This is a genomic window from Oceaniferula spumae, assembly GCF_042849255.1.
In the GTDB taxonomy this organism is placed as follows: domain Bacteria; phylum Verrucomicrobiota; class Verrucomicrobiia; order Verrucomicrobiales; family Akkermansiaceae; genus Oceaniferula; species Oceaniferula spumae.
Genome location: NZ_AP026866.1, coordinates 3,122,172 through 3,145,367, shown reverse-complemented (window position 1 = coordinate 3,145,367; position 23,196 = coordinate 3,122,172). Strand labels below are relative to the sequence as shown.

Sequence of the window (23,196 nt, the reverse complement as noted above, 5' to 3'; positions counted from 1 at the left end):
CTCGAGTGGGCAGAATTCCTATCGCGCGGTCTTGAGCGCACTGATTCCAGCAGCGAGTTGGAAGAGATTCGCAGTGGCATCGCGTTTGATCTGATCCATCAAGACTCCGAAGAGCTTGAAGGCTTCTATCTTATATTCCACCAGCGGGTCTTTCTGACCCTGGCTTCGCAGATAGACCCCCTCGCGGAGTTCATCCATTTCGGCGAGATGCTCTTGCCAGCCGTTGTCGATGGCGAACATCAAGGATCTTCTTTCTTCGCGTTCGATCGCTTCCGGAGGCACACCGTCTAACCGATCACTGTAGCTCGATTGAATGCGTTGGCTGATTTCCTCTGCGAGTTTGTTAGGCTCGACAGATTTCAGATCATCGACTTCAGCCTGGCAGACCTCCCTTGCCCATTCGAGAAGTGGAGTGAGATCAGGATCGTGGGCATCGCAGTCTGACAGATGTTCCTGCACGTGCTGGGTGACGATTTCATCAATCGTCTGCTGCGCTAAGTCGCGGATGTCTTCGGTGGCGAGCACGTTGTTTCTGAAATCGTAAACGATCTCACGCTGGAGATTCATCACGTCATCGAAATCGAGCACCTGCTTGCGGGCATGGGAGTCTCGCTGTTCGATGCGCATCTGCGCGGTCTCTACCAGTTTACCGATCGGTGGGATGCGTGCGCCGGATTTTTTAGCGTGTTCGATGAGTGCCGTCATTTGGGCAGGGTCACCGTGGTTGCGCATCAGATCGTCTTCGAGGGAAATGAAGAACTGCGAGCAGCCCGGATCGCCTTGGCGGGAGCAACGACCGCGCAACTGCCGGTCGACGCGACGAGATGCGTGCCGCTCGGTGGCGATTACAAACAGTCCACCGAGTTCGGCAACACCTTCGCCAAGTTTGATATCGGTGCCTCGGCCCGCCATGTTTGTCGAGACCGTCACGGCTCCCTTTTGACCCGCCTTGGAAACGATGGCTGCTTCCTGCTCATGGTATTTCGCATTGAGCACGGAGTGAGGGATTTTCGCCAGCTTGAGCATGCGCGCGAGTGTCTCAGAGGCCTCCACCGAGGCGGTGCCGATGAGCACCGGCTGACCGGTCTTGTGCGCTTCCTCGACGGTGCGGATCACGGTCAGGTATTTATCGCGCCGGGTTTTGAACAGCTGGTCGTTGCGATCAATCCGTAGATTCGGCGCATGGGTGGGGATGGGTAAAACGTCAAGTTTGTAGATCGCGTGGAACTCCGCCGCTGCGGTTTCCGCCGTGCCAGTCATGCCCGCCAGTTTTTCGTAGAGACGGAAATAGTTCTGAATGGTGATGGTGGCGTAGGTCTTGGTTTCCTCCTCGATCTTCACGCCCTCCTTCGCTTCCACGGCCTGGTGGAGACCGTCCGACCAGCGGCGGCCATCCATTTCACGGCCCGTGCTTTCATCAATGATCGTCACCTTGCCTCCGCGCACAACATAATGCACATCGCGCTCGTAAAGGCAGTATGCGGTGAGTAGCTGGGAAATGCCGTGGATGGATGCGGCCCGCGAATTTCTCTCGGTCTGGATCGTCTGCACGGCATTGGCTTTTTGCTCACGCGTGAGGTTTTCATCGGCATTGATGGCATCCAGTTTGTCTGCGAAATCCGGCAGGGTGAAACTCTCAGGATCTTTCGGCGACAAAAACACGCGACCTTTTTCCATGAGGTCGGCATCGCGGCGTTTGTCATCGATGGCGAAGTAGAGTTCCTCCTTGAGCTTGTAGATGTCTTTCCGATTGCCGCGTTTCTGATACTGCAGCTCGGTTTTTTCCAACAGCTTTCTGAGCTCGGAGTTTTCCATGAAACGCAGCAGCTGCCGGTGGCGCGGATGGCCGAGTTTCAGTTTGTAAAGTGCGAGACCGGCCGCACTGACGTCGCCTTCTTCGAGGGAGCGTTTCACATCGGAGGCGAGCTGATTGCACAGTGCGGTCTGGCGCTTCACCAGTTTGTGGACCTGAGGCTTGAGATCTAACAAAGGCTGTGAAGATTGCTCGGAAGGGCTTGTGATGATGAGCGGCGTGCGGGCATCGTCGATGAGGATGGAGTCCACTTCATCGAGGATGGCGAGGTAGTGACCGCGCTGCACCTGCTCTTCGCGATCGTCGGCCATGCCGTTGTCGCGCAGGTAGTCGAAGCCGAATTCCGAGTTTGTGCCGTAGGTGATATCGCAAGCGTAGACCTTGCGGCGATCGGAGGGTTCCATGTCATTTTGCAAACAACCCACGCTGAGGCCGAGCGATTGATAGAGCGCGCCCATCCAATCGGAGTCACGCTTGGCCAGATAGTCGTTGACGGTGACCACGTGGACTCCAAGTCCTGTTAGAGCATTGAGGTAAACCGGCAAGGTGGCGACCAGTGTCTTACCTTCACCGGTCTGCATTTCCGCAATCAGTCCACGGTGCAGCGCGATGCCACCGATAAGCTGGACATCGAAGTGCACCATGTCCCATTGCAAAGGCTGGCCGCTGACCATGACGTCACTGCCGCAAAGTCGACGTGCCGCATTTTTCACCACCGCGTAGGCTTCCGGCAGAATTTGCAGCAGATACTTCGCGCGTGCGTCGGCAAAGCGCGGTTCGATGTTGGAAAAAGCGGCCTTCGCACTCTCGATGGAATCGGCAGTGGCGGCTACTTTTGAGGGCAGGGAGGAGAATTCTTTCCGCAGTGAATCGAACCGTTCTTGCAGAGCGGTGGCGGTTTCGCCAAGGCCGGCCTCATCCATCCGCTCGAGTGCGGACTTGGGCGCGACGTCGAGCGGATGGTAGCGCGCCAGATGTCGCTGCCACTGGCTGGTGAGCTTGCGCAGTTCATCAGCTGGCTCACGCTGAAGCTTTTCTTCGAGGGTGTTGATCCGACTGACAATCGGGCGGATTCTGGTCAGCTCGCGTGCGTTTTTGCTGCCGAAGAATTTGGGTAATATAGAAGTGATCATTGAATAAATAGAGTTGCGCGGAGGCAAAGCCGTCCGCAGGAAATGTTGTTTGGTTAGAAAGTGCGAATGCCGTAAAACGGCGAAACTCTGCCAAAGAGGCAGGTGGGACTTCCTCACACTCGGAGGAAAATCAGGGGTGCGCATTTCTCTAAGAAACAAAGCCAACGCCCGGACCTGCATGAGGCCGAACGCGGATGGGATCGAGGAGCTGCGCTTAGCTAGAAACGCCAATCGGCGGAGCACGCTCGCGAACCGCTCCACCACAACGGGCAATCTCAATCCGACCGGATCGTGACGTGATGGCGATTCTCTGAACCGCGGGAGATCTGAGCTTAGAACCATCAGGAACTCCATTGGTCAAACCAAGCTGGCATCGATCCGGCGCTGTCGCCGGTGCCCCTGCGTCCGACGGCTGAGTCACGCTGCAGCCATTCAGAAGTGCCGATTTCCTCAGCGTGATCTTCTGCGAGGCCAGCGCATTGCATCCCAAAATAGCCACCAACGCGAGGACCCAAGGGATCAATGCGTGAGGATTCGACTTTTGGCGGATGCTTGTCATCGGGGATTCAACTCAAGTTTCTAGAGGCTGAACAGCACCTCTAGAATCGGAGCGGTAGAGAATTTGTCAAATGCTTTAGGTGTTAGTTAGCGAAAGATTAGGCCTCCGGCGGGAAGGTGCGTTTTTTTGGAGGTGTGTGGGGCATTTTCAGTTTTAATGTTTATTGATTTGGTTGGGATTTGAGGTAGCCGTTTTACCTGATTTTTATGAAGCGTTTTATTTTAGTTTTTTGGTTGGGGTTCTTGGGATGGACTTTTGGAGCTACTTATGGGCCAAAGGGAAAGGCTGTGGAGTTTGAGCAGCCTAATGGGGTGATTTTGAAGTTACGGGTCTTTGGAGACGAGTTTTATGCCCGCACCGAGACTGTGGATGGGAAGACGGTGGTTTATTCTGAGACGACTGGGGCTTACCATTATGCGGTTTTGCGTGACGGAGATTTTGTGGCCAGGGATCAGGTAGGGGCTTTAGGGGCCGTGGTGCCGAAGGAGACCGCTGTGTTGAGTAAGGCAGTGCGGCAGGCAAAGTGGGAGGCAGGGCGAAAGGCGTTAGGGGTGGCCGATGCAGTGGAAATGGCTCGGCGTCGGGCAGCGGTCAAGGCAGCCATGAAGGCTCTACCCGCGCAAAAGCGTGCGCTAGACGCTGATGTGGATGCTGCCCCAAGTCAGGCTTTGATTTCAGCAACAAGTTACAAGGGCTTGGCGATTTTAATTCAGTTTCCGGAAGACGTAGCAAATAGCCAGGATGCAGTGAGTTTTCCTATGGCGCGGGACAAGGTGGTGCGGTTTTGTAATGAACTGGGATATAATGACGATGGGAATACCGACTCGGTAAGGGGGTATTACAAGGACCAGTCTAACAATTTGGTGGATTATACACACGAGGTGACGGCGATTGTGACGCTACCAAATGCGCGGAATTATTATAACTTTTTGGATTACCCGACGAATACGATTGTTAGATCCGTTCGCAATGCGGGAAGCTTGATGTTGAATGATGCGTTGGATATTCTGGAGGATGATAATTTTGATTTTTCCACCTTAACATTGGACGAGAATGATCGGATTCTTTCTACGAATATGTTGTTTGCGGGGAATACTTCGGGGGTGTTTTCTCAAGGGCTGTGGCCTTCGCGGACGAGTCTTTTGGCAACTAGGAATGTCGGGACGGCGGGTTCACCACGTCGAGTTTCCGGGTATCAGATGACGAATATCGCGGATGATTCGGAGTCGATCGGCACTTACGTGCATGAGTCGGCGCATTTACTTTTCGGCATGCCTGATTTGTATGATCTGGATCAGGGGGCTGGGGAGTCATCGAGTGGCTTGGGGCAGCATTGTTTGATGTCGGGTGGGAACTTTTCGGATTTTGGGCGGACACCTTCACCGATAAATGCGTATTTGAAGGAGACTGTGGGTTGGCTGGAGTATGAGGAGGTGGGTGTGCTGGACTCAAAAGTCGTGAGCCTAACAACTACGGGGAACAAAGCGGTTCGGGTACGTAATGAGGCGAATGTGGATGAATTTTTTGTGATTGAGAATCGTGGTTCGGGTGATCGTTGGGCGCAGTGGGCTCCAGCAAAGGGAATTTTGGTTTGGCACGTGGATGAGGCGAAATTTAATAATCGTGAGGAGCAGCGGACGGAGGCTCAGCATTATTGGGTATCACTTGAGCAGGCTGATGGTTTGTTCGAGCTGGAGGGTGATGGAGCGGCGGATTCTGATGATGCGTTTGTGAACGGTGGGGAGTTTTCCGGAAGTACGGTTCCTAGTGCGCATTGGTGGAATGGAACGGATTCTGGATTACGGATGAGGGTGGCTAGTGATCAGGGCACAAGTATGGATGTGGTATTTGGTTTACCGGGTGATGTGGAAGTTTTGGGACCATTGAGCGGGCGTTTAATTCGTGGATATGATGTGGAGATTCGTTGGTTGGGTAGATTTGATGGATTGGTGGATATTGAGCTCTTAGATGAGGGTATGAGGTTGATGGATGTAGTGAAGGGAACGGAAAATGATGGTTCGTTTGTTTGGTCAGTGCCTTCTGATCTAGCCGTGAGGGGTGGGTATTATTTCCGAGTGGTGAGTGTGCAGGATGGCGCGATTTATGATAGTGGTAGTGAGTTCGAGGTAGGCGATGAGCTGTTTGCGACTGGTGGCGTCGCGCCGGCAGATTTTAATTCTACGGCAGATTCTGATGCAGATTGGGTAGTGGTGTCTGATGAAGCCCAAGAGGGGGATTTTTCAATGCGCGCGGGCAATGTAGGTAATTCGCAGAAAAGCGTATTGCGTGTGACGCGAGTGTTTGGTGATGGTGAGATAGTGTTTTATTTAAAGGTTTCTTCTGAGGAGAACTGGGATGGAATTCGGTTTTACATCGATGGGGTGAGGCAAGATGTGGTGGTGGACGGGCCGCGCGTTGAGTTTTCCGGGGAGCGGGATTGGACTGAGTTTCGCTATGCAGTAACGGCGGGCTCGCATGAACTGCGTTGGGAGTATGATAAGGATGGTGGGGTAGATAACGGCTCGGATACGGCTTGGATGGATGGGTTTCGGTTTGAGGCAGCGGAGGCTGCTTCTTCCGGGGAGACATTTCCCAACGGCGGGAATTTTCCGGATAGCTGGGCGAGTAGCGGAGACATGCCTTGGGTCATGACTGATGCGGAGATGCAGTCGGGAACACATTCATTTGCCAGCGGAACGATTGGTGATAGCGAGACGTCGACGATGGAGGTGAGTGGTGATAGCGAGACGTCGACGATGGAGGTGAGTGGTGAGTTTAAGGCTGGAGTGATTTCGTTTTACGCTAAGGCTTCGTGTGAGGAAGGTTATGACCTACTGAAGTTTTATGGATGGGGTGGAGCAACGCTTGAATCCGGCTGGGACTACTTTGGGATTTTCAGGAGAAAAGGATTGGACGCTGTTTGAGTTTTCAGTGGGCGCTGGTTCGCATACTTTTCGGTGGTCATATGTGAAGGATAGTTCAGTTGGAAGGGATGCTGATAAAGTGTGGGTGGATTCAGTGAAATTGCCTGCGCGGGAGGAGGGTTTGGTGGCGTGGAGGATTGAGAAGTTCGGAGATGATTTTGATGAAATTTACGTGAGTGGGTCTTTAGCTGATCCAGACGGAGATGGTCTGGTTAATCTGGCGGAGTATGGATTTGGATTGGATCCACTAGCGATCAGCGAGGTTCCCAACTTGGGAATTTCGAGAGTTGGGAGCACGAGCGATTTGGAGGTATTAGTGAATGGGAGTGCTGTTGGGGTGGGGTTTTACGTGATGAAGAGTGTGGATCTTGTTGGGTGGAGTGAGGTGGATTCGGTGCCAAGTGATGGCGGGGCAGTGGGTGACAAAATGCTATTGAAGCTTGGGGTCTTGGAGGAAGATGGCTTGAAAGGGTTTTACCGGGTTGGGGTTCGGTCGGAGTGAGAACATTGGCACAATCCTGAGGCAGAGGCTAAGGGCGTGGGTATCGATCTGTTAGAACACTCCGAGCAAATCGTTCTGGAGCAAAAAATCCATCGCGCTCATGAGCTAAGTCCCGCATACAAGCTCGCGACATTTCTATTTGCATCCGAGTCTGAACCTTAATACTCATGATTTATGAAAACGAAATTGCTTTTCACGGTCGTTGCAGCCTCCTTCGTGGGAGTTGCGGCCGCTGATCCGAATCCACCCGAAGCCACGGCTGCTGCAGATACCAGCAGCCCAGCCACCTCTGCGGAGGCTATCAACAAGGACATCCAAGAGTATGAAGCTCTCTATGCAGCTTTTATGAAAAAAGTCCGTGCTGAGAAAGATCGGCAAAAGGCCATGAAACTCTATCAAGAGGTTCCAAAAATCGAACCTTACATGGAGCGAGTTCTCGGCCATGTGGAAAAGAACCCTACGAATGCCAGTTCGAAAAAAGCATTAATGTGGAGCCTGACGTATGTGCGCCAACAGCCACTCCGCAGCCGGATCGGTAAGATATTTACCACTCATTTCATCAATGATCCGTTGATTAATGAGTATGCCAAGTCCCTCTCGAGAAGCATATCGCCACAGTCCCAAGCGGAGCTACGAGACATCATCGAAAAATCCTCAAACCCTGACACCAAGATCTACGCCACCTACTACCTAGCAAACAATCTAAGCCAGTCCGTCAGAAGGTTCCCCAATCTCAGTGATGAAGAAAAAGCTGCCAAAACCGCTGAGTCCAATCGGCTGCTCAAACAGCTTAGTGAAAACCCCGAGGTGGCTAAACTTAACGAGAAGCTCGCCAAGCGCATCGCCTCCGTCCTCTTCGAACAAGAGAATCTTGGCATTGGCTGCACCGCGCCGGACATCGTGGGTGACGATCACACGGGCACTGTTTTCAAACTCAGCGATTACCGTGGCAAGGTGGTATTGTTAGATTTCTGGGGTATTTGGTGAGGCCCATGCAAAGCCATGATTCCTCACGAGCGGTCGCTCGTGGAGAAATGGAAAGATCGTCCGTTCGCCATCATCGGCGTGAACTCGGACAACAAGGAAAAGCTCGCCAAGATGGTGGAAGACAACACCGTGAACTGGCGCAGTTTTAACAATCAGCAAAAGGGATTCAAGATTTCTGACAACTGGAACGTCACCGGCTGGCCAACACTCTACATCATCGATCACAAGGGAGTGATCCGGCACAAAGGCCTGCGCGGAGAGGCCATGGAAAAAGCTCTCGATGCCCTGATTCAGGAAGCCGAGAAGCAATAAGCCAATTCACAAAAACCACGGCGCCGACATCATTTGGGCCGTGGTTTTTTGGTGAATGAAATGCTATCCCCCTACGGTGACTTCGGCTGGGAACGCGTAGTTGATGTCACCACGCTTCACCAAGTTCTTCATCATGGTGAAGCGGCTGCGCTTGAGCTTGCCTTTGAAGACTTGCTTACCGTTGAGCATGACTGTCACCTCCTGATCGAGATCCACCATGTCATCATTGAGATTCACGGTAACCTTCGAAGAAGTGAGTGGCTTGCGTGTGGCCTTACCGTCCTTTTCCTTCGCGGGAATGACTTCTTCGGCTGTGATCGTGACCAGATTTCGAGCCTTATCGACACTCGCTGTTAGATCAAACTCACCCTTTTCAGGAGTCTTGGTCAGTGACAGCCAGTAAAAATTATCGCGGTAGAGGCCGGCCTTTTCGTAACAGCGCCAGACGATCTTTGTTGGATACGGGTTCCTGGTGTGAGTGATCAACCAACTTGGCGACTTGCTGTAGTCGATGCCGTGACCGCGTCCTTCCTGAATCGCGAGCACGTTCTCGTAGCCATCTGGATCCTTCGCCTTGAGGGCATCGATGGAGGTGTGCAGTTCCTTGGCCAGCTCGATGCGTTTGAACATGGTGTCCTTTTCGCCAATATCTGAGCGAAAAGCAACATTTCTGAGATTCTCGGTGACGGTCATCATGCCCCCGGCCATCGAACCGCCACCGGCAAAGAGATCGGCCAAAAAAGGAGTTAGATGGCAGGTGCCGTAGCCGCCTTGGGAAATACCCATAATGTAGATTTTGTTAGAGTCGACGTCATTGAACAAAATGGCATCGCGGATCATGCGGGTGAAAATGTCGATGTTGTGTTTGTGCCACCAGCGACCGAGGCGATCGTCCGCCATCCTCGGAATGAAATACAGCCCCGCAGGTTTGTACACCCGAGCGGTAAGGCTCATCTGGGCCTGCCACTCGCGGGTATTCACGTCCCAGCCGTGAGCTGTATCAACCTTGTGCTGACCTCCTCCGTGGAGGCAGATAAACATCGGCCAGCCAGCAGCGGGTTTTTTACCTTTCGCCATGAACAGGTAAGGCATGGTCTTGTCATCAGAGGTCAGTTTGCCCGCCTGGAGCTTGGGCTTCTTGCCTCCGGCGGTCATCTTTTCAATGGGTTCTGGCACAGACAACAGGTGTTTATCCCAACCTGCGCGCTTGGCCGCTGCCTTGTACTCTGCCCACAGTTTGGTTTTGGCAGCTGCGACATCGCCTTCTTTTAACATGGTTTCATCGTTCAAAGCCGCCGGCGATTTCCCTGCAAGTGCCTCATCCATCCATTTAGCATAGGTGTTCTCTGCAATCGGGCTTTGGGCAAGGGCGTCAGACAGGCATAACACGCCGAGTGCGCCACCCATTAATCCGTTTATCAATTTCATTATGAGTATCTAATCGAAGCTGGAGCCTCAATTTGTCTCTCGGTTTGGGCTTAACACGCGGGTATGTGGCCAACACATGGTCTTTTGTATTTGCCTATCGCGTCATATTTATTATTCTGCCCCTTGATGTAAATGTTGGGAATCCATCGCACATCCGTTTTAACATCACACAAAACCGACATGAAGAAACTCACACTTGGCACAGCAGCTACGATCTCTATGCTCACATCCGCCCACTCAGCCGTGATCGTAGGTACTAACTCCATAGCCTTCACCGGCACAGCAACCGAAGAAACCGTATTTAGTTTAAATTTAGAAAGCCAAATCGTCGACGGTAGTGGACTTTCTGCAACCCCCACAGCAGCCAATGTTGGCTCGGTCACACATGCCAACGTAGCAAATGGCAATGCCTGGGCAACAATTGATCCGACTCCCGCCGGCGGTGACTATTTCGCGGAAACCGTGGGCACTGTGGTTTTTGAAATCGTATTAGATAATACCTACGCAATCACTGACTTCGTCCACTGGTCCTACGGTTTTGGAACGATCAATGATAATAATATCAGCAATGTGACATTTGATTACGGTGTTGGCGATTATGCCTCATCCACGGGTGCCGTGGCTCTGGCAGAAGCCAGCACAGCCGGTGGCTCTGTCATCACTTCCATCGGATCGATCACGGCGGACCGAATCCGCATCACGGTCAATGACAACTATTTTGTACCCCAAGGAGACGGTGGAGACCGTGTGGGCATCGCAGAGGTCCGTTTCATCGGTGACGTGGTTCCCGAACCGTCATCTGTCGCCTTGCTCGGCTTGGGGGGACTCGCTCTGATTTTCCGTCGGCGCAAGTAGGCTCTCACCGCTGAATTTCAATGAATCACCCAGTTCCGTACTGGGTGGTTTTTTTTGTGTCTTAACCTTGCGAGAAGCCAATAAGCCCATCCGCGATGAGCAACTACATGAGGCCTTGAGAGGCAAACGAGTAGAATGGTTCCGTGCGGTCGTCACTGGGTCGGCCGACGATGAGATGATCGACAAAGCGTATACTCATCAGCTTTGAGGCCTCGGAAATCCGGCGGGTTAACGTCATGTCCGCACGGCTTGGCGTGGGATCGCCCGATGGGTGGTTATGCACTAACACAAAGGCTGGACATTGATTGAGTAGGAGGTGGTGCATCACGTCGCGCGGTTCACAGAGTGCGGTATCTGTATTTCCTTTGCTAAGCTCGATCGTGCGCACACCTCGCAACTTGGTATCTAACAAAACGATTAATACATGCTCCTTTCGCTCGTGGGCGAGTCTGGGGGAAACTGCCTCGTAGATGGCGTCCGCGCTATTCATCGGCGCGCGGCGCATTTTCTCGTTGGCGCATCGTGCCCCCAGCTCGAAAGCTGCCAGCAGCTGCGCCGCTTTGGCCGGACCGAGTCCGTGTTCCTTGGAAAGCTCCTTCACACTCATGCCACCAAGTTCGGTAAGGCTACCGTGCTTTTGCAGCAATTTCCTACCTACCTCAATGGCGCTGCTTCCTTTGACTCCGACTCGCAGAAAGATGGCTAACAGCTCTGCATCGCTAATGGCAGAGGCACCCAATCGTGCGAGGCGCTCACGCGGGCGCTCGTCTTGTGGCAGATCGGGGATTTTGGCCATGGTTAGGAAAATCGGTTAGTCTGGGAGGTAAATCATCGCGGAGGCGAGGGCGGCGATGCCTTCGTGCCGACCGACAAAGCCCATGGTCTCATTGGTGGTCGCCTTGATGCCCACCTGACCAGTGGTAATGCCCAGCGCTGCTGAGATATTTTTCTTCATCGCCTCGGCATGAGGTAACACTTTAGGAGCCTCGGCAATCATCGAAGAATCGACGTTCTGAATCACCGCGCCTCGTTCATCGGCAAGCTCTCGGCATTTCTCGAGAATTTTCAGAGAAGAGATCCCCTCGATACTGTCGTCAGTGGGTGGAAAATAGTGACCGATGTCTGGAAGACCCATCGCCCCTAAAAGCGAGTCGGCAATGGCATGGCTGAGCACGTCGGCATCTGAGTGACCTGCGAGTCCGTGGGTGTGGGCAATTTCGACTCCTCCGAGAATCAACGGACGGCCTTCGGCAAACTGGTGGACGTCATATCCTATTCCTGTGCGATACATGAGATGGTTAGATTAAGGTGTTATACAGTGGCATAAAAAAGGCTGCCGGAGTGTTTCCGACAGCCTTGATGAAATGATGAGAGCTTGCAATGCAAGATTACTCGGCAGAGGCCTTCTTAGGGTCCTTTTTTGGTGGAGCTGGAACTTCCACAGGTGGAGTTACAGCTGTTGCACCAGGGCGGGGCTGTGCCTGTGGAGCTGCTGGTGGTGCCGGTGGAGGAGTAGGAGCGGCTTGGATTTCGACCAATTCGAGTTCGAAGATCAAGGTGCTGTTAGCTCCGATCTTAGGACCAGCGGCGCGTGGGCCGTATGCGAGGTCGGAAGGAATGAAGAGCTTCCACTTGGCGCCAACAGGCATGGTGGTGAGAGCTTCTTTGAAGCCAGGAATGACTTGGAGAGTCATTGGGTATGGCTGACCTTCAGGTGACTTGTCGAACTCAGTGCCGTCGATCAGAGTGCCGCGGTAGTTGACCAAGAACTTGGTGCCCATGTCAGGACCACCTGCAGGTGCTTCATACTTCTTGTCGGTTCCCTTGTTGATGACTTCATACTGGAGGCCGCTGGCAGTGGTGGTGACACCATCGCGCTTGCCGTTTTTCTCGAGGAATGCTTTTCCGGCGGCGAGATTCACCTCGGATTTCTTAGCTTCACGCTCTTCGACGACTTTACCAAGAGCTTCCATAGCTGCGCGGATCTTGTCTTCTTCGTAGACTGGCTTGTCGCCTTTAAGTCCGGCGAGGAAACCTTTGATCACTGCGTCGTTATTGACATCTGCACTGGTCAGACCGGAACCACCAAGGCGTTGACCGTGCTGGTAACCGAGAAGATAAGAACTGATGGCTGCGACCTCGTCATCGCTCAACTTAGGAGCGGCTGGCTCGGCAGGAGCTGCTGGAGGAGTGGCTGGTGCCTTGGGTGGAGCGGCGTCCTGAGCGCTGAGTGCACCCAAGCCAACGAGGCTTGTGAGACCGACAACTCCGAGAACGGAGGCGATATTTTTGTTTTTCATAACTAGTATTTACTGGGTAATTCGCGGGCAAGCTAGGGGCGAAATTGGCCCCTGTCGAGCGGTTTATCGGGAATATGGGACCTCGCCAGCATTGCATCTGCCCGCCTGAATGCTAACATCTGCGGTGTCATGCCCCATGTTTTACTTGTTGAAGACGAGGCCTCCATCGCCGACACCCTGATCTACGCCTTGGAAACCGAACATTTTGAGGTCACCCACAGCAGCACCGCGGGGGGCGCTCTTTCTGTTTTAAAAGACAAACACCCGGACTTCGCCATCCTCGATGTAGGACTCCCGGATATGTCAGGATTCGATCTCTGCATGGAAATTCGCAAGTTTTCAGCTGTGCCAGTGCTGTTTCTCACTGCGCGTGACTCTGAGATCGATCGCATCCTAGGCCTCGAACTCGGTGGCGACGACTACGTAACCAAGCCTTTCAGCCCGCGCGAAGTGGTCGCCCGCGTCCGAGCCATCATGCGGCGATCTGCTGCCAAACGAAGCCATGAGACAGCTCCTGCCGATGCTACGACAACCACCGGAAATCTCGTCCACAACAAAGACGCTATGACCATCCTCTGCCATGGTGGCCTGCTCAATCTAACGGCTCACGAATATAAACTTCTGGTCGCCCTGATGTCGCAACCTGGCCGGATCTTCACTCGCGAACAGCTTTTGGAAAAGGCTTGGGACGATCCAGGCAGCGCCATGGACCGGACGGTGGACGCTCACATCAAATCACTACGCTCGAAACTCCGCGAACTCACTCCGAACGGGGACGACCCCATTGAAACCCGTCGCGGCCTCGGCTACACGCTATCTCCGGATTTGGCCTAACTCTCTCCCGATATGCGCCTCACTCGTGTTACGCTTTTCCTGCTGGTCTTGATCATCGGCTTTGGGTTTTACCGGCTGGCTGTCTATTTATTAGACGACGTCGATGCCCAGACTTTTCAAGCGACAGAAGAAGTAATGGTCGATACCGCCACCGTGTTGGCGGGTGTGGTGGAAGAAAAAATCGCCAATGGAGCATCGAAGCCCGATGTGCAATCCCTGCGCCAAGTCTTTGATCATGCGCAACGGCATCAGATCGAAGCTAAAATCTACAATCACACCAAAACCAACCTTGGCATCAACACTTACATCACCGATTCCACAGGCTTGGTGATTTTTGATTCCGACGAGGGTAAGCGCGAGGGGCGGAACATGGCGGATTTTAATGACATTGCGCGCACTCTCGCCGGGCGTTATGGCGCCAGATCCTCCCGAGAGGACGAGAACGATCCAAACAGCTCGGTTCTCTTCGTTGCGTCGCCCATTCGTTCAGGCGACAACATAATCGGCGTCCTCACGGTCTACAAACCTCAGGCAGATGTGCGCACCTTCATCACTGGTCGGCGCCGCGACATCCTAACAGCCACATTACTCATTGGCGGCGGCATCATTCTGTTAGTAGTCGCCGTATTCGTCTGGGTCTTTCAACCTCTCGGAAAACTAACCAACTACGCTCAGGCAATCAGCAGAGGTGAACGCCGACCGCTCCCGAATCTCGGCAAGGGCAAGGAAGTCAATACCCTTGGAAAAGCATTACGCGATATGCGTGAGACACTGGAAGGCCGTGATTATGTTAAAAACTACATCAGTACACTGACCCATGAGCTGAAAAGTCCGCTGGCGGCGATCCGAGGGGCAGCTGAATTGTTAGAAGAAGACATGCCTGCCAAACAACGGCACCGCTTCCTCGATAACATCCGCCGTGAAACCTCGCGGAGTGAGAGCCTGGTGCGTGACCTCGTCCAGCTCTCAGAACTCGAAGGCCAGTCTCATCTGGAAAATCACCGTCCATTTAATCTGACAGAGCTTTGTCATGAAATAGCCGATGAGGCCGGCCCACGGCTCGCGGTCAAGGGGCTGCAGCTTGAGTTCTCCAGCGATGAGGACATCAATCTGACGGGAGATGCCATGGTGATCAAGCTGGCTATTAAGAATTTGTTAGAAAATGCCATTAGTTTCTCACCCGACAAGGGCACCATCAATTTGACATTGGAAAGCAAAGACAAAAAGTCTGTTATTAGCCTTAAAGACGAAGGTCCAGGTGCGCCGGATTACGCCCTTGAGCGAGCCTTCGAGCATTTTTACTCACTACCTCGTCCAGGCTCGGACAGGAAAGGCACCGGACTTGGTCTCCCTCTTGTCTACGAGGCTGCCAAGCTTCACGGCGGCACGGCAGAGCTAAAGAATTTGCCCGAGAGGGGTTGTGTCGCCAGCATCCACCTTCCTCTCTAAGCACGAAAGGAAGACAAATGATGAGCCTAAAGGATAAGATTATCCGAGTAATATTAATCCTATCGTCGTCCTTGCTGCTTATCCATTCATGCATTTACGGGGCAGGGAGAGGCATTACAATGATCCCTGCTGGAGACCCTCTGACAAGTGTGTTAGAAACAGTTCGGATAGGAACCTATTTCACAATGCTGCTAGGAATGTTAATGTGGAAAACCCGTATCCATGCGGCTTTCTGGCTCCTCTTGATCGCTATTTTGGAAAGATCATTTTTGGAGTATCATGTTTCCGTTGCAAAAAGTGTCTTTTACGACTGGCCGGCTATCAGGGTCACTGAGCTCAGTTGGGTGATCATTTTCTACGCCGTTTCATATGTATTACCAGCATGTGTCTTGATCGACTTGGGGCGCAAAGTGTTCTCACGACGCCCCTCTCCACTTTCTCAAAGTTGATCGGCGATACTTTCCATTACGAGGTTATCCCAGTCCTTGACGTCTCTTTTTCTAAGTAACTTGGAAGCACGGAAATCCTTCAGGAACAGATCGCGCACCAGACGGTTCACAGCTGCTTTGTCAGAAAACGAGATATTGAGCTCCTCGTTAATTTTCAGACTCAAGGCATCGAAATTTGCGGAGCCAACACAGGCCCAATCATCGACCACGATGGCTTTTATATGAGAGAAAGGTTGGTACATATAAACCCTCGCTCCAGATTCCACTAACTGCTTGGCCGCGGCTTGGTTGCCTGCTTTGAGGAGCGCCGAATCATTATCTTCCGGCAACACCAGACGAACATCGACGCCACGCTCACGCGCAGCCATTAACTCACGCTGAAGAGCATCTGAGGTGAAGTAGGAATTCTGCAGATACACTCGCTTACGGCTCATCCGGATAGCGGCTAACATCGCCTTTTCAATATCCCTATTTCCAGCCGCAGTCTTGAGAATCCGGATGCCTATTTCTCCCTCTCGTACTTGTTTCCTGTACTTCAACTTCTTGTGGAAAGGCAATGCCCAGTCACCCCAGCCACCCTGCAGGTTCCACGCTCGATTGAAATCATTACTCAAGGCTGTGACCGCTGGGCCAGTGACTTTCACCATCATGTCATGCCACTCATAGCGATATTCACGGCCAATGTTCATGCCGCCGAGGTAGGCCATTTTTCCATCGATGACGATGAGCTTGCTGTGATCAGCCACCAACCAAGGGTTCAGAGACTTGCGAACTTTTACCCGGCTTCCATCTTTCAAATAATCCACTATCGAGCTCTCACGCAAAGGTGGCTTTTTACCTTTGGTCTCCGGAGCCACCCACCAAGCCGCGATTGAACCCATCTCGTCGAGTAAAACGCGACATTTTACATCCTTGGATTTTTTCTTCAACAAGTCGGCAAAATCCATGGCGATATCGTCGTTGTCAAAAATGAAGACCCTGGTGTCGATCTGCTTTTGGGCTCTTCTCACCTCAGCATTGATATCGGTGAAGAATTCTTTCCCATCTATAAGATATTCTACATTTCCCGGAACTGGCTCAGGCATCCCTATCAGGTCTAATACTTCCTCAATGGTGTGAGTTCCCCGGTAATTTTCATCAACGCTGGGCATAAGCTTTAGCAAGGGATCGACAAGGACTTCACCTCTGGCGTGGGCCATGGAAATCCCCTTGTGGGTTCCTGTGACTGGGTTTCGAATGATGGATACCACACTGCCTCTGAGGATCACCTTATCGATCATTTCTGCGGGCATACCGACGGTTTTCATGCCTGCTCGTTCATGCCATACATCAGCTTCAGGAAGGCTGCATGATACAAGCAGACCGGCTAACAATGTTGTCCACAAAATTGATTTCACAGCGCTTCTGTAGCGTATCCGCAAGAAGATTGAAAGCCCTCCCTTTTTTCTCGTCGGTTTTGATTTCACACAATCTTCACACAGCATTCGTCATAGTTTCACGTTGGCATGAAACCTTTCCACCCAGCAAACCAAACACCATGAAACCATGATCAAAAAATTAAACCTCATCTTTCTGACCACCCTCCTAAGCCTCACCGCACTTATCGCCGGGGAACAAGTGCAGGGGCCGTATTTCCAAATCACGAGCGCGGACAGTTCACTGGATTCCTTTCCACTCAAAGCGAGTAAAGCGAGAGTTTCTATTTCAGGCACGATCGCCCAAGTGGAGCTGCGCCAGACCTACGCCAACACCGGTGGCCATCCGATCGAGGCAGTCTACGTCTTTCCGGGCTCCACCGGCAGCGCGATGCATGGCATGGAAATGAAGATCGGCGAAAAGGTCATCGTGGCCAAGATCGCGGAGCGTAACAAGGCACGAGCAGCTTATGAAAAGGCTAAGAGTGAAAACAAAACCGCTTCATTGTTAGAACAGCAGCGGCCGAATGTCTTTCAAATGAACGTCGCAAACATCCTCCCCGGTGACGAGGTGGAGGTGCTGCTGCGCTACAGCGAACATCTGAAATCCACCGACGGGCAGTATGCCTTTGTCATGCCCACCGTGGTCGGCCCTCGATACGGCAACGGCAGCAGCGCAGACAGTCAGAGCTCCGACTGGGTAGCCAATCCCTACCTGCAACCTGGCACCGCCACATCCACGGAATTTGAGTTCACCATGGATCTTCGCACTGGCTTACCGCTCAAGCAGGTGCTCTGCACAACGCATAGCAGTCCTATCAAATACCTTGGCAAGCAACACGCCAGCCTCGTGATCAACTCCTCCACTGACGCCACCTGCATGAACCGCGACATCATCGTGCGCTATCGGCTCGCCGATGAAAAAGTGGAAAGCGGCATCCTGCTGCACCAGGCGGAGGAAAAAGGCGGTGAGAACTTTTTCCTCGTAGATATCGAACCACCCGCACGAGTGAAACCGGAACACATTCCAGCGCGCGACTACCTCTTTGTGCTCGATGTCTCTGGCTCAATGAATGGATTCCCTCTGGAAACGGCCCGTAAGTTGTTAGTCAAACTCGCTGATCAGCTACGCCCTACTGATACCTTCAACGTGCTTCTTTTCGCCGGCAACAGCCAGACGTTATCGCAACGCCCCCTCGTAGCCAGCGAGGACAACATTGAAAAGGCCCTCAGTTTCATGCGCTATCACAGCCGGCGCGGGTCTGGCGGCACTGAGCTCATCAAGGCTCTGAAACGCGCGGTGAACATGCCAGGCAGCGAGGACAAGTCCCGCTCCATTGTGGTGGTCACCGATGGTTTTGTCGATTTCGAAGCCGATGCCTTTGACTTGGTTAGAAACAGTCGAGGACAGGCCAACGTGTTCTGTTTCGGCATCGGCTCTTCAGTGAATCGCCATCTGGTGGAGGGTATCGCCAACGCCGGAGGAGGTGAGGCATTTGTGGTCACTACTCCGAGCGAAGCCCCTGATACGGCGCGCCGATTTCGCGAATACATCGAGTCACCCGTTCTGACCAATGTGAAGCTGGAAACCCGGGGATTCGATGCCACCGAACTCCAGCCGACCTCGATCTCCGATGTCTTTGCCAATCGCCCCATCACCGTCATCGGAAAATGGAAGGGTATAGCCGAAGGCCAGCTTATCCTAACAGGAATAACCGGCGGCGGGGAGAACTACCGGCAGGTTATCGACATCGCCGACACCGCCTCAAAAGGCATGCATAACCCTGCGCTCAGAAGTCTCTGGGCACGCGAGCGAGTCCGGGAACTCAGCGACTACGCCAAGCTGCGGAACGATCCTGACCGCCACAGTGAAACCGTGCAAGAAGTCACCAACCTCGGCCTGACCTACTCTCTGCTAACGCCCTACACCTCGTTTATCGCCGTGAATGAAACCGTGCGCCCGATCGATGAACCTGCTCAAACGGTGAAGCACGCCAGCCCGTTACCCAAAGGTGTCTCAGCCAAAGCGGTGCCATCGAATTCCGTGCCGATGGTCAAAGGCGGCAGCGTGCCAGAGCCGGGTAGTTCCGTGCTCTTCATTGTCAGTCTTGTCACCCTTCTCATGATGCGGGTGCGCCGTTGTCCTGTATAACCTCCAACTCATCATTCCCTTTGCGATGTGTGTGCAAACGCCTGAATAAGGCACTGTCAGCCGCCGGAATCCTGATCGGATTCTGTGCCGCCTTCTGGCCGCTCGGCCTTTGGTATGGTCGGCGGCTGACAGACGGGGGGGATGAACCGCTCGGATTGGTGGTGCTGGTTCTTGTCGCAGGACTTGCCATCGGAAACCAGCGGCAGATGAAGGATGCATCCATGCCAAAGACCTCCCTGGTATTTCTCGGCCTCTATCTTCTCAGCAGTTTTTGGCTGCCCCCGATGCTGCGCTGCATTCCTGCGATTCTCTGCATCGCTTTTTACTTCGGCTGGCACACCCGACCCTCATGGCTGGCCTTGCTGCTGCTCTCTTTACCCGTAGTTGCCACACTGCAGTTTTACCTCGGCTATCCGATGCGTGTCATCTCCGCTGAAACCACCCGCTGGCTGATCTGGCCATTTGTCAATGACATCGTGCGCGATGGCAGCACGCTGAGTGCCTATGGAAAGGTGGTGGGTGTCGATCCTCCGTGCAGTGGTGTTAGAATGCTGTGGATGGGGCTGGTGTATACTAATCTCGTCGCTGCCATGGGTCAGATGTCTTGGCTGAAAACGATCGCTTTCAACTTTCTGGCTGTATTTCTCCTGCTGATCACCAACAGTGTTAGATCTGCCTTACTGTTCGCTCCGGAAAGCGGCATCATTCAGATTTCTGAGGCCATGCATACTGGAGCCGGAGTCATCTGTTATCTTGGTGCCATTCTCATCCTCCTACGCATCGCTGCCATGGAGCCTCGCAGCACCCGCGTTCAACTTATTTCCTGATTCATGTCCCACGCATTGACCATCGCCATTCTGGGTCTGGCTGCCGGAGTTTTCCAGTGGCTGTCCCCTGTCATGACTACCCCTAACAAGGAGACTGCAGACCAGCTCCCATGGCCGGAAACATTCGAAGGGTATCTGCTGACTCCCCTGCCGATGACCGCCATGGAGCGTGAGTTCCAGCGCAGTTTTCCTGGCCAGATCGGCAACTTTCGCAGCGGTGAAAATCAGATCATCCTGCGCCGAGTGACCCGCGCCACGCGTAAGCTACACCCTGCCACTGATTGCCTCAAGGCATCCGGACATCGCATCGGGAAAGCAAGCCTTTACACCGATCATCAAGGCGGCAAGTGGTCGGGCTGCGAGGTCAGCAAAGCAGGACAAACATTCTTCGTGCGCGAGTGTATCACCAGCCCGAACGGGAAGATTTGGACAGATGTCTCGTCATGGTACTGGCACGCAATGATGCATCCTGACTCCGGCCCCTGGCTGGCCAGCACCATTATTTCAACGAGCCAGTACTAATACTTCCCTTAACCACTTGCTGAAAATGAAGAAGGCCTTAGGTTGCAAATTATGCTGCCGTCTATTCACCGTCTACTTATCTTAGGTTTACTAGCCACGGCACCTTTGGCTCTGGCCGACCCGATCACCCGCGTCGCCAATACCACACTCACCCTACCGGCGGAGGCACCGGTGGAGGGGGATTATACGGTGGAAAACGCATTCGGATCGCTCACATTCTCCAACCCGATCGCAATAGCTACGCCCCCGGGAGAAACTGGATTCACTTATGTCGTGGAGCGAGGGGGAAAGGTGCAACGCGTGAATCTTTCCAACAACACCAAGTCAGAATTTCTTAATTTGAGCAGCTGGTTAGTGGGTCAAGGAACGCCGCTGTCCCAAAGTCTTGAGAATGGCCTGCTCTCGATGGCCTTTCATCCGAACTATAACCAAAACGGCTATTTTTACGCCTTTTACTCCCTAAGCATTTCCAACCAAATCCACCAGCGTATTGCCAGGTTTACCGCAACAGGGACTCCCGGAAATTACCTGGCGGCGACTACTTCAAACCCAACAACACACCAAGCTCTCATTACCCAGCGTGACCAAGCTAATAATCACAACGGCGGTGACATGCACTTCGGGGCCGATGGTTATCTCTATATTTCCGTGGGAGATGAAGGAGCCGCAAATGATGACTACAATAACGCCAATTTCATTAACAAAGATTTCTTTTCCGCCATTCTGCGTATTGATGTGGATCAGAAGGCTGGAAACCTGACACCTAACAACCATAGCCAAAGTAACTCAAGTTCACATCCGTCTGCCGTTCATGCGGGCACTTATAAAATCCCAGCTGATAATCCATTCATCGGCGTTACTTCTCACCAAGGGAACACGATCGCAGCCAATACGGTCCGCACTGAGATCTGGGTGACAGGGCTACGCAACCCCTGGCGCTTCAGCTTTGATTCACCTACCGGGCGCTGTTTCATCGGTGATGTGGGCCAGGGAAAACGTGAGGAAATCAATCTTGTCAGTGGCGGCGAAGACTGTGGTTGGTCACGGAGGGAAGGTTTTATCCCGTTCACCTCTGGGCCTGCCGGTAGCAGTGTGCCAAGCGGCTATTCTCCGCATGACCCCATTTATGATTACCCTCGGAGCGATGGCAGGAGCCTAACAGGTGGATTAGTCTATCGAGGCTCTAGGCTCGGGGAGCTTTTCGGCCGATATATTTTCGCGGATTACGCCACCGGTAAGGTCTGGAACATCACGGAGCAAAGCAACGGGACTTGGACCCGTGAGGATCTAATTAGCCAAGGCGGTGTTGTCAGCTTTGGTGAAGATCCACGAAACAAAGATCTTCTGCTTTGTGCCATTGCAGACGGCAAAGTCTACCGCCTTGTGAGATCTACGAACACCAATCCTGCCCCCCTAACACTTTCTGCTACGGGCGCCTTTTCCAATTTGTCGAACCTCACACCTGCCGCGGGTATCTACGCTTACGATATAAACCACCCTTTCTGGTCGGATTTTGCCACGAAGCGGCGTTGGTTCAGTATTCCTCAACTTAGTGACACCGTGGGTTACTCGGATTCTGTGCCGTGGGCATTTCCTACCGGACAAGTCTGGATCAAACATTTTGATCTGGAAATGGAACGGGGAAATGCGGCGAGCAGTCGACCTCTCGAGACTCGTTTCATTGTCAAAACGACGGGTGGAATCTACGGACTGACCTACCGCTGGCGTGCCGACGGCAGCGATGCAGACTTGGTGGGCTCTAACGGTCTGGATGAAGACCTCACGATCATCGACGGTGGAAACCCTGTGACTCAGACTTGGAATTACCCGTCGCGCACAGACTGTCTGAGCTGTCATACGCCTGATGCCGGTCACGCTCTGTCCTTCAACGTCCGGCAGCTCAATCGCTCCGGTGCACTGGGCGGAGATCAGCTTGCCTGTCTGGCGGCGTCCGGATTTCTCGACAGCACACCCGCACCATCCAAGAGCCTGCCTGCCCACCCGGCGCTCAATGATTCACAAGTGAGCCGCGAGTCGCGCATCAGGACCTATCTCGAGGTCAACTGCGCCATGTGCCACCGTGGTAGTGCCAGCACCGTGCCTGGCAATTTCGATGCGAGGATTACCACCAAAACCGACCTCGCGGAAATCATCAACGGCATGCTTGTGGACAACCTCGGCAATGGCTCGAACCGTTTCATCGTGCCCAACGATCTCACCCACTCCGTGGTCTTGAAAAGGCTCGATGGATCTGCTGGCAGAATGCCGCCGCTGGCATCCAATGAAACCGACCAGGAGGCCATCGATCTCCTCACCCAGTGGATCACCGGTGAGTTGCCTTCGCGGCTTTCTTACACCGAATGGGCGCAGGCAAACTTCGGCACCACCGGCACAGCGAATACCATCGAGAACGGTGACTTCGACAACGATGGCCAGAGCAACATCACCGAGTATCTTGCGGGCACGGACGGAAGCGACATCAGCTCCACCTTTGCGCTGATCCTTGGTGAAACGCAGTTCAGTTTTATCCATCCGGCCAATCGCAGTGTGCTCATCGAGAGTTCCTCGGACTTGATCAATTGGCAGCCTTTTGACCACATGGATAATAACCTCACGCCACCCGCTACTGATCAGAACAAGACTTTCAATTTACCTGCCGGAGACAAGCTGTTCCTGCGCGCGCGCCTGTCGCAGCCATAAAAAACGGGCACCTCATTGCTGAGATGCCCCTTGGG

The 23,196-nt window shown here is 53.2% G+C and carries 17 protein-coding genes and 1 pseudogene; 11 read left to right on the top strand and 7 right to left on the bottom strand.

The genetic code is table 11. The features are described from left to right. Positions 1-18 precede the first annotated feature (18 nt). Entirely contained in the window at positions 19-2,946 is a 2,928-nt protein-coding gene (gene secA, locus ACSPJT_RS13310) for a preprotein translocase subunit SecA (RefSeq protein ID WP_435893048.1), read from the bottom strand. A gap of 341 nt (positions 2,947-3,287) precedes the next feature. Further along, positions 3,288-3,431 carry a hypothetical protein gene (locus ACSPJT_RS13305; protein WP_435893047.1) on the bottom strand — a complete coding sequence of 48 codons (144 nt, stop codon included), beginning with the start codon at positions 3,429-3,431 and terminating at the stop codon, positions 3,288-3,290. 280 nt (positions 3,432-3,711) lie between these two features. Between ACSPJT_RS13305 and ACSPJT_RS13300 the strand changes: the two genes are divergently transcribed. From ACSPJT_RS13300 to ACSPJT_RS13285, 4 genes and pseudogenes are all read left to right on the top strand, one after another. Continuing rightward, positions 3,712-6,429, top strand: a complete 2,718-nt coding sequence (locus tag ACSPJT_RS13300; protein ID WP_435893046.1) for a M6 family metalloprotease domain-containing protein — start codon at positions 3,712-3,714, stop codon at positions 6,427-6,429. Positions 6,430-6,472: 43 nt separating this feature from the next. Beyond that, on the top strand, positions 6,473-6,931 hold the full coding sequence (locus ACSPJT_RS13295; RefSeq protein WP_435893045.1) for a hypothetical protein: 459 nt from the start codon (positions 6,473-6,475) through the stop codon (positions 6,929-6,931). A gap of 174 nt (positions 6,932-7,105) precedes the next feature. Further along, entirely contained in the window at positions 7,106-7,918 is an 813-nt protein-coding gene (locus ACSPJT_RS13290; RefSeq protein ID WP_435893044.1) for a peroxiredoxin family protein, read from the top strand. A gap of 12 nt (positions 7,919-7,930) precedes the next feature. Then, a pseudogene (locus tag ACSPJT_RS13285) lies at positions 7,931-8,230 on the top strand (peroxiredoxin family protein); the annotation flags it as partial. Positions 8,231-8,293: 63 nt separating this feature from the next. On the opposite strand, the gene ACSPJT_RS13280 reads toward ACSPJT_RS13285, so the two are convergent. Further along, the gene (locus ACSPJT_RS13280; RefSeq protein WP_435893043.1) at positions 8,294-9,658 is read right to left on the bottom strand and encodes a hypothetical protein; all 1,365 of its coding nucleotides are present in this window, start codon (positions 9,656-9,658) and stop codon (positions 8,294-8,296) included. Positions 9,659-9,838: 180 nt separating this feature from the next. On the opposite strand from ACSPJT_RS13280, the gene ACSPJT_RS13275 reads away from it, so the two are divergent. Continuing rightward, positions 9,839-10,513 (top strand): PEP-CTERM sorting domain-containing protein, encoded by a 675-nt coding sequence (locus tag ACSPJT_RS13275; RefSeq protein WP_435893042.1) that lies wholly within the window; start codon positions 9,839-9,841, stop codon positions 10,511-10,513. 103 nt (positions 10,514-10,616) lie between these two features. Here ACSPJT_RS13275 and radC read toward each other — a convergent pair whose 3' ends face one another. From radC to ACSPJT_RS13260, 3 genes are all read right to left on the bottom strand, one after another. After that, positions 10,617-11,309, bottom strand: a complete 693-nt coding sequence (gene radC / locus ACSPJT_RS13270; RefSeq protein WP_435893041.1) for a RadC family protein — start codon at positions 11,307-11,309, stop codon at positions 10,617-10,619. Positions 11,310-11,324: 15 nt separating this feature from the next. Next, positions 11,325-11,804, bottom strand: a complete 480-nt coding sequence (ispF, locus tag ACSPJT_RS13265) for a 2-C-methyl-D-erythritol 2,4-cyclodiphosphate synthase (protein WP_435893040.1) — start codon at positions 11,802-11,804, stop codon at positions 11,325-11,327. Positions 11,805-11,901: 97 nt separating this feature from the next. Then, a complete protein-coding gene (locus tag ACSPJT_RS13260) occupies positions 11,902-12,813 on the bottom strand; it encodes an FKBP-type peptidyl-prolyl cis-trans isomerase N-terminal domain-containing protein (RefSeq protein WP_435893039.1) in 912 nt (303 codons plus the stop codon). A gap of 129 nt (positions 12,814-12,942) precedes the next feature. On the opposite strand from ACSPJT_RS13260, the gene creB reads away from it, so the two are divergent. Both creB and creC read left to right on the top strand, forming a co-directional pair. Continuing rightward, positions 12,943-13,647 carry a two-component system response regulator CreB gene (creB, locus tag ACSPJT_RS13255; RefSeq protein ID WP_435893038.1) on the top strand — a complete coding sequence of 235 codons (705 nt, stop codon included), beginning with the start codon at positions 12,943-12,945 and terminating at the stop codon, positions 13,645-13,647. Positions 13,648-13,659: 12 nt separating this feature from the next. Continuing rightward, a complete protein-coding gene (gene creC / locus ACSPJT_RS13250; protein ID WP_435893037.1) occupies positions 13,660-15,096 on the top strand; it encodes a two-component system sensor histidine kinase CreC in 1,437 nt (478 codons plus the stop codon). Positions 15,097-15,535: 439 nt separating this feature from the next. Here the strand turns inward: creC and ACSPJT_RS13245 are convergent, their stop codons facing one another. After that, positions 15,536-16,852, bottom strand: a complete 1,317-nt coding sequence (locus tag ACSPJT_RS13245) for a phospholipase D-like domain-containing protein (RefSeq protein ID WP_435893036.1) — start codon at positions 16,850-16,852, stop codon at positions 15,536-15,538. A gap of 238 nt (positions 16,853-17,090) precedes the next feature. Between ACSPJT_RS13245 and ACSPJT_RS13240 the strand changes: the two genes are divergently transcribed. From ACSPJT_RS13240 to ACSPJT_RS13225, 4 genes are read left to right on the top strand one after another with little or no spacing between them, the layout of a single operon-like run. Beyond that, positions 17,091-19,112 (top strand): VIT and vWA domain-containing protein, encoded by a 2,022-nt coding sequence (locus ACSPJT_RS13240; protein WP_435893035.1) that lies wholly within the window; start codon positions 17,091-17,093, stop codon positions 19,110-19,112. Positions 19,113-19,141: 29 nt separating this feature from the next. Further along, a complete protein-coding gene (locus ACSPJT_RS13235; RefSeq protein ID WP_435893034.1) occupies positions 19,142-19,939 on the top strand; it encodes an archaeosortase/exosortase family protein in 798 nt (265 codons plus the stop codon). Between the two features lie 3 nt (positions 19,940-19,942). After that, positions 19,943-20,461: a hypothetical protein gene (locus tag ACSPJT_RS13230; RefSeq protein ID WP_435893033.1), complete on the top strand. Its 519-nt coding sequence runs from the start codon at positions 19,943-19,945 to the stop codon at positions 20,459-20,461. 51 nt (positions 20,462-20,512) lie between these two features. After that, a complete protein-coding gene (locus ACSPJT_RS13225) occupies positions 20,513-23,161 on the top strand; it encodes a PQQ-dependent sugar dehydrogenase (RefSeq protein WP_435893032.1) in 2,649 nt (882 codons plus the stop codon). The last annotated feature ends 35 nt before the right edge of the window (positions 23,162-23,196 follow it).

Excerpts from the sequence above, each read along its gene's own strand:
- secA (WP_435893048.1), bottom strand. The coding sequence starts at position 2,946 with ATGATCACTTCTATATTACCCAAATTCTTCGGCAGCAAAAACGCACGC.
- ACSPJT_RS13305 (WP_435893047.1), bottom strand. The coding sequence starts at position 3,431 with ATGCAATGCGCTGGCCTCGCAGAAGATCACGCTGAGGAAATCGGCACT.
- ACSPJT_RS13300 (WP_435893046.1), top strand. The coding sequence starts at position 3,712 with ATGAAGCGTTTTATTTTAGTTTTTTGGTTGGGGTTCTTGGGATGGACT.
- ACSPJT_RS13290 (WP_435893044.1), top strand. The coding sequence starts at position 7,106 with ATGAAAACGAAATTGCTTTTCACGGTCGTTGCAGCCTCCTTCGTGGGA.
- ACSPJT_RS13280 (WP_435893043.1), bottom strand. The coding sequence starts at position 9,658 with ATGAAATTGATAAACGGATTAATGGGTGGCGCACTCGGCGTGTTATGC.
- ACSPJT_RS13275 (WP_435893042.1), top strand. The coding sequence starts at position 9,839 with ATGAAGAAACTCACACTTGGCACAGCAGCTACGATCTCTATGCTCACA.
- radC (WP_435893041.1), bottom strand. The coding sequence starts at position 11,309 with ATGGCCAAAATCCCCGATCTGCCACAAGACGAGCGCCCGCGTGAGCGC.
- ispF (WP_435893040.1), bottom strand. The coding sequence starts at position 11,804 with ATGTATCGCACAGGAATAGGATATGACGTCCACCAGTTTGCCGAAGGC.
- ACSPJT_RS13260 (WP_435893039.1), bottom strand. The coding sequence starts at position 12,813 with ATGAAAAACAAAAATATCGCCTCCGTTCTCGGAGTTGTCGGTCTCACA.
- creB (WP_435893038.1), top strand. The coding sequence starts at position 12,943 with ATGCCCCATGTTTTACTTGTTGAAGACGAGGCCTCCATCGCCGACACC.
- creC (WP_435893037.1), top strand. The coding sequence starts at position 13,660 with ATGCGCCTCACTCGTGTTACGCTTTTCCTGCTGGTCTTGATCATCGGC.
- ACSPJT_RS13245 (WP_435893036.1), bottom strand. The coding sequence starts at position 16,852 with ATGAAAACCGTCGGTATGCCCGCAGAAATGATCGATAAGGTGATCCTC.
- ACSPJT_RS13240 (WP_435893035.1), top strand. The coding sequence starts at position 17,091 with ATGATCAAAAAATTAAACCTCATCTTTCTGACCACCCTCCTAAGCCTC.
- ACSPJT_RS13230 (WP_435893033.1), top strand. The coding sequence starts at position 19,943 with ATGTCCCACGCATTGACCATCGCCATTCTGGGTCTGGCTGCCGGAGTT.
- ACSPJT_RS13225 (WP_435893032.1), top strand. The coding sequence starts at position 20,513 with ATGCTGCCGTCTATTCACCGTCTACTTATCTTAGGTTTACTAGCCACG.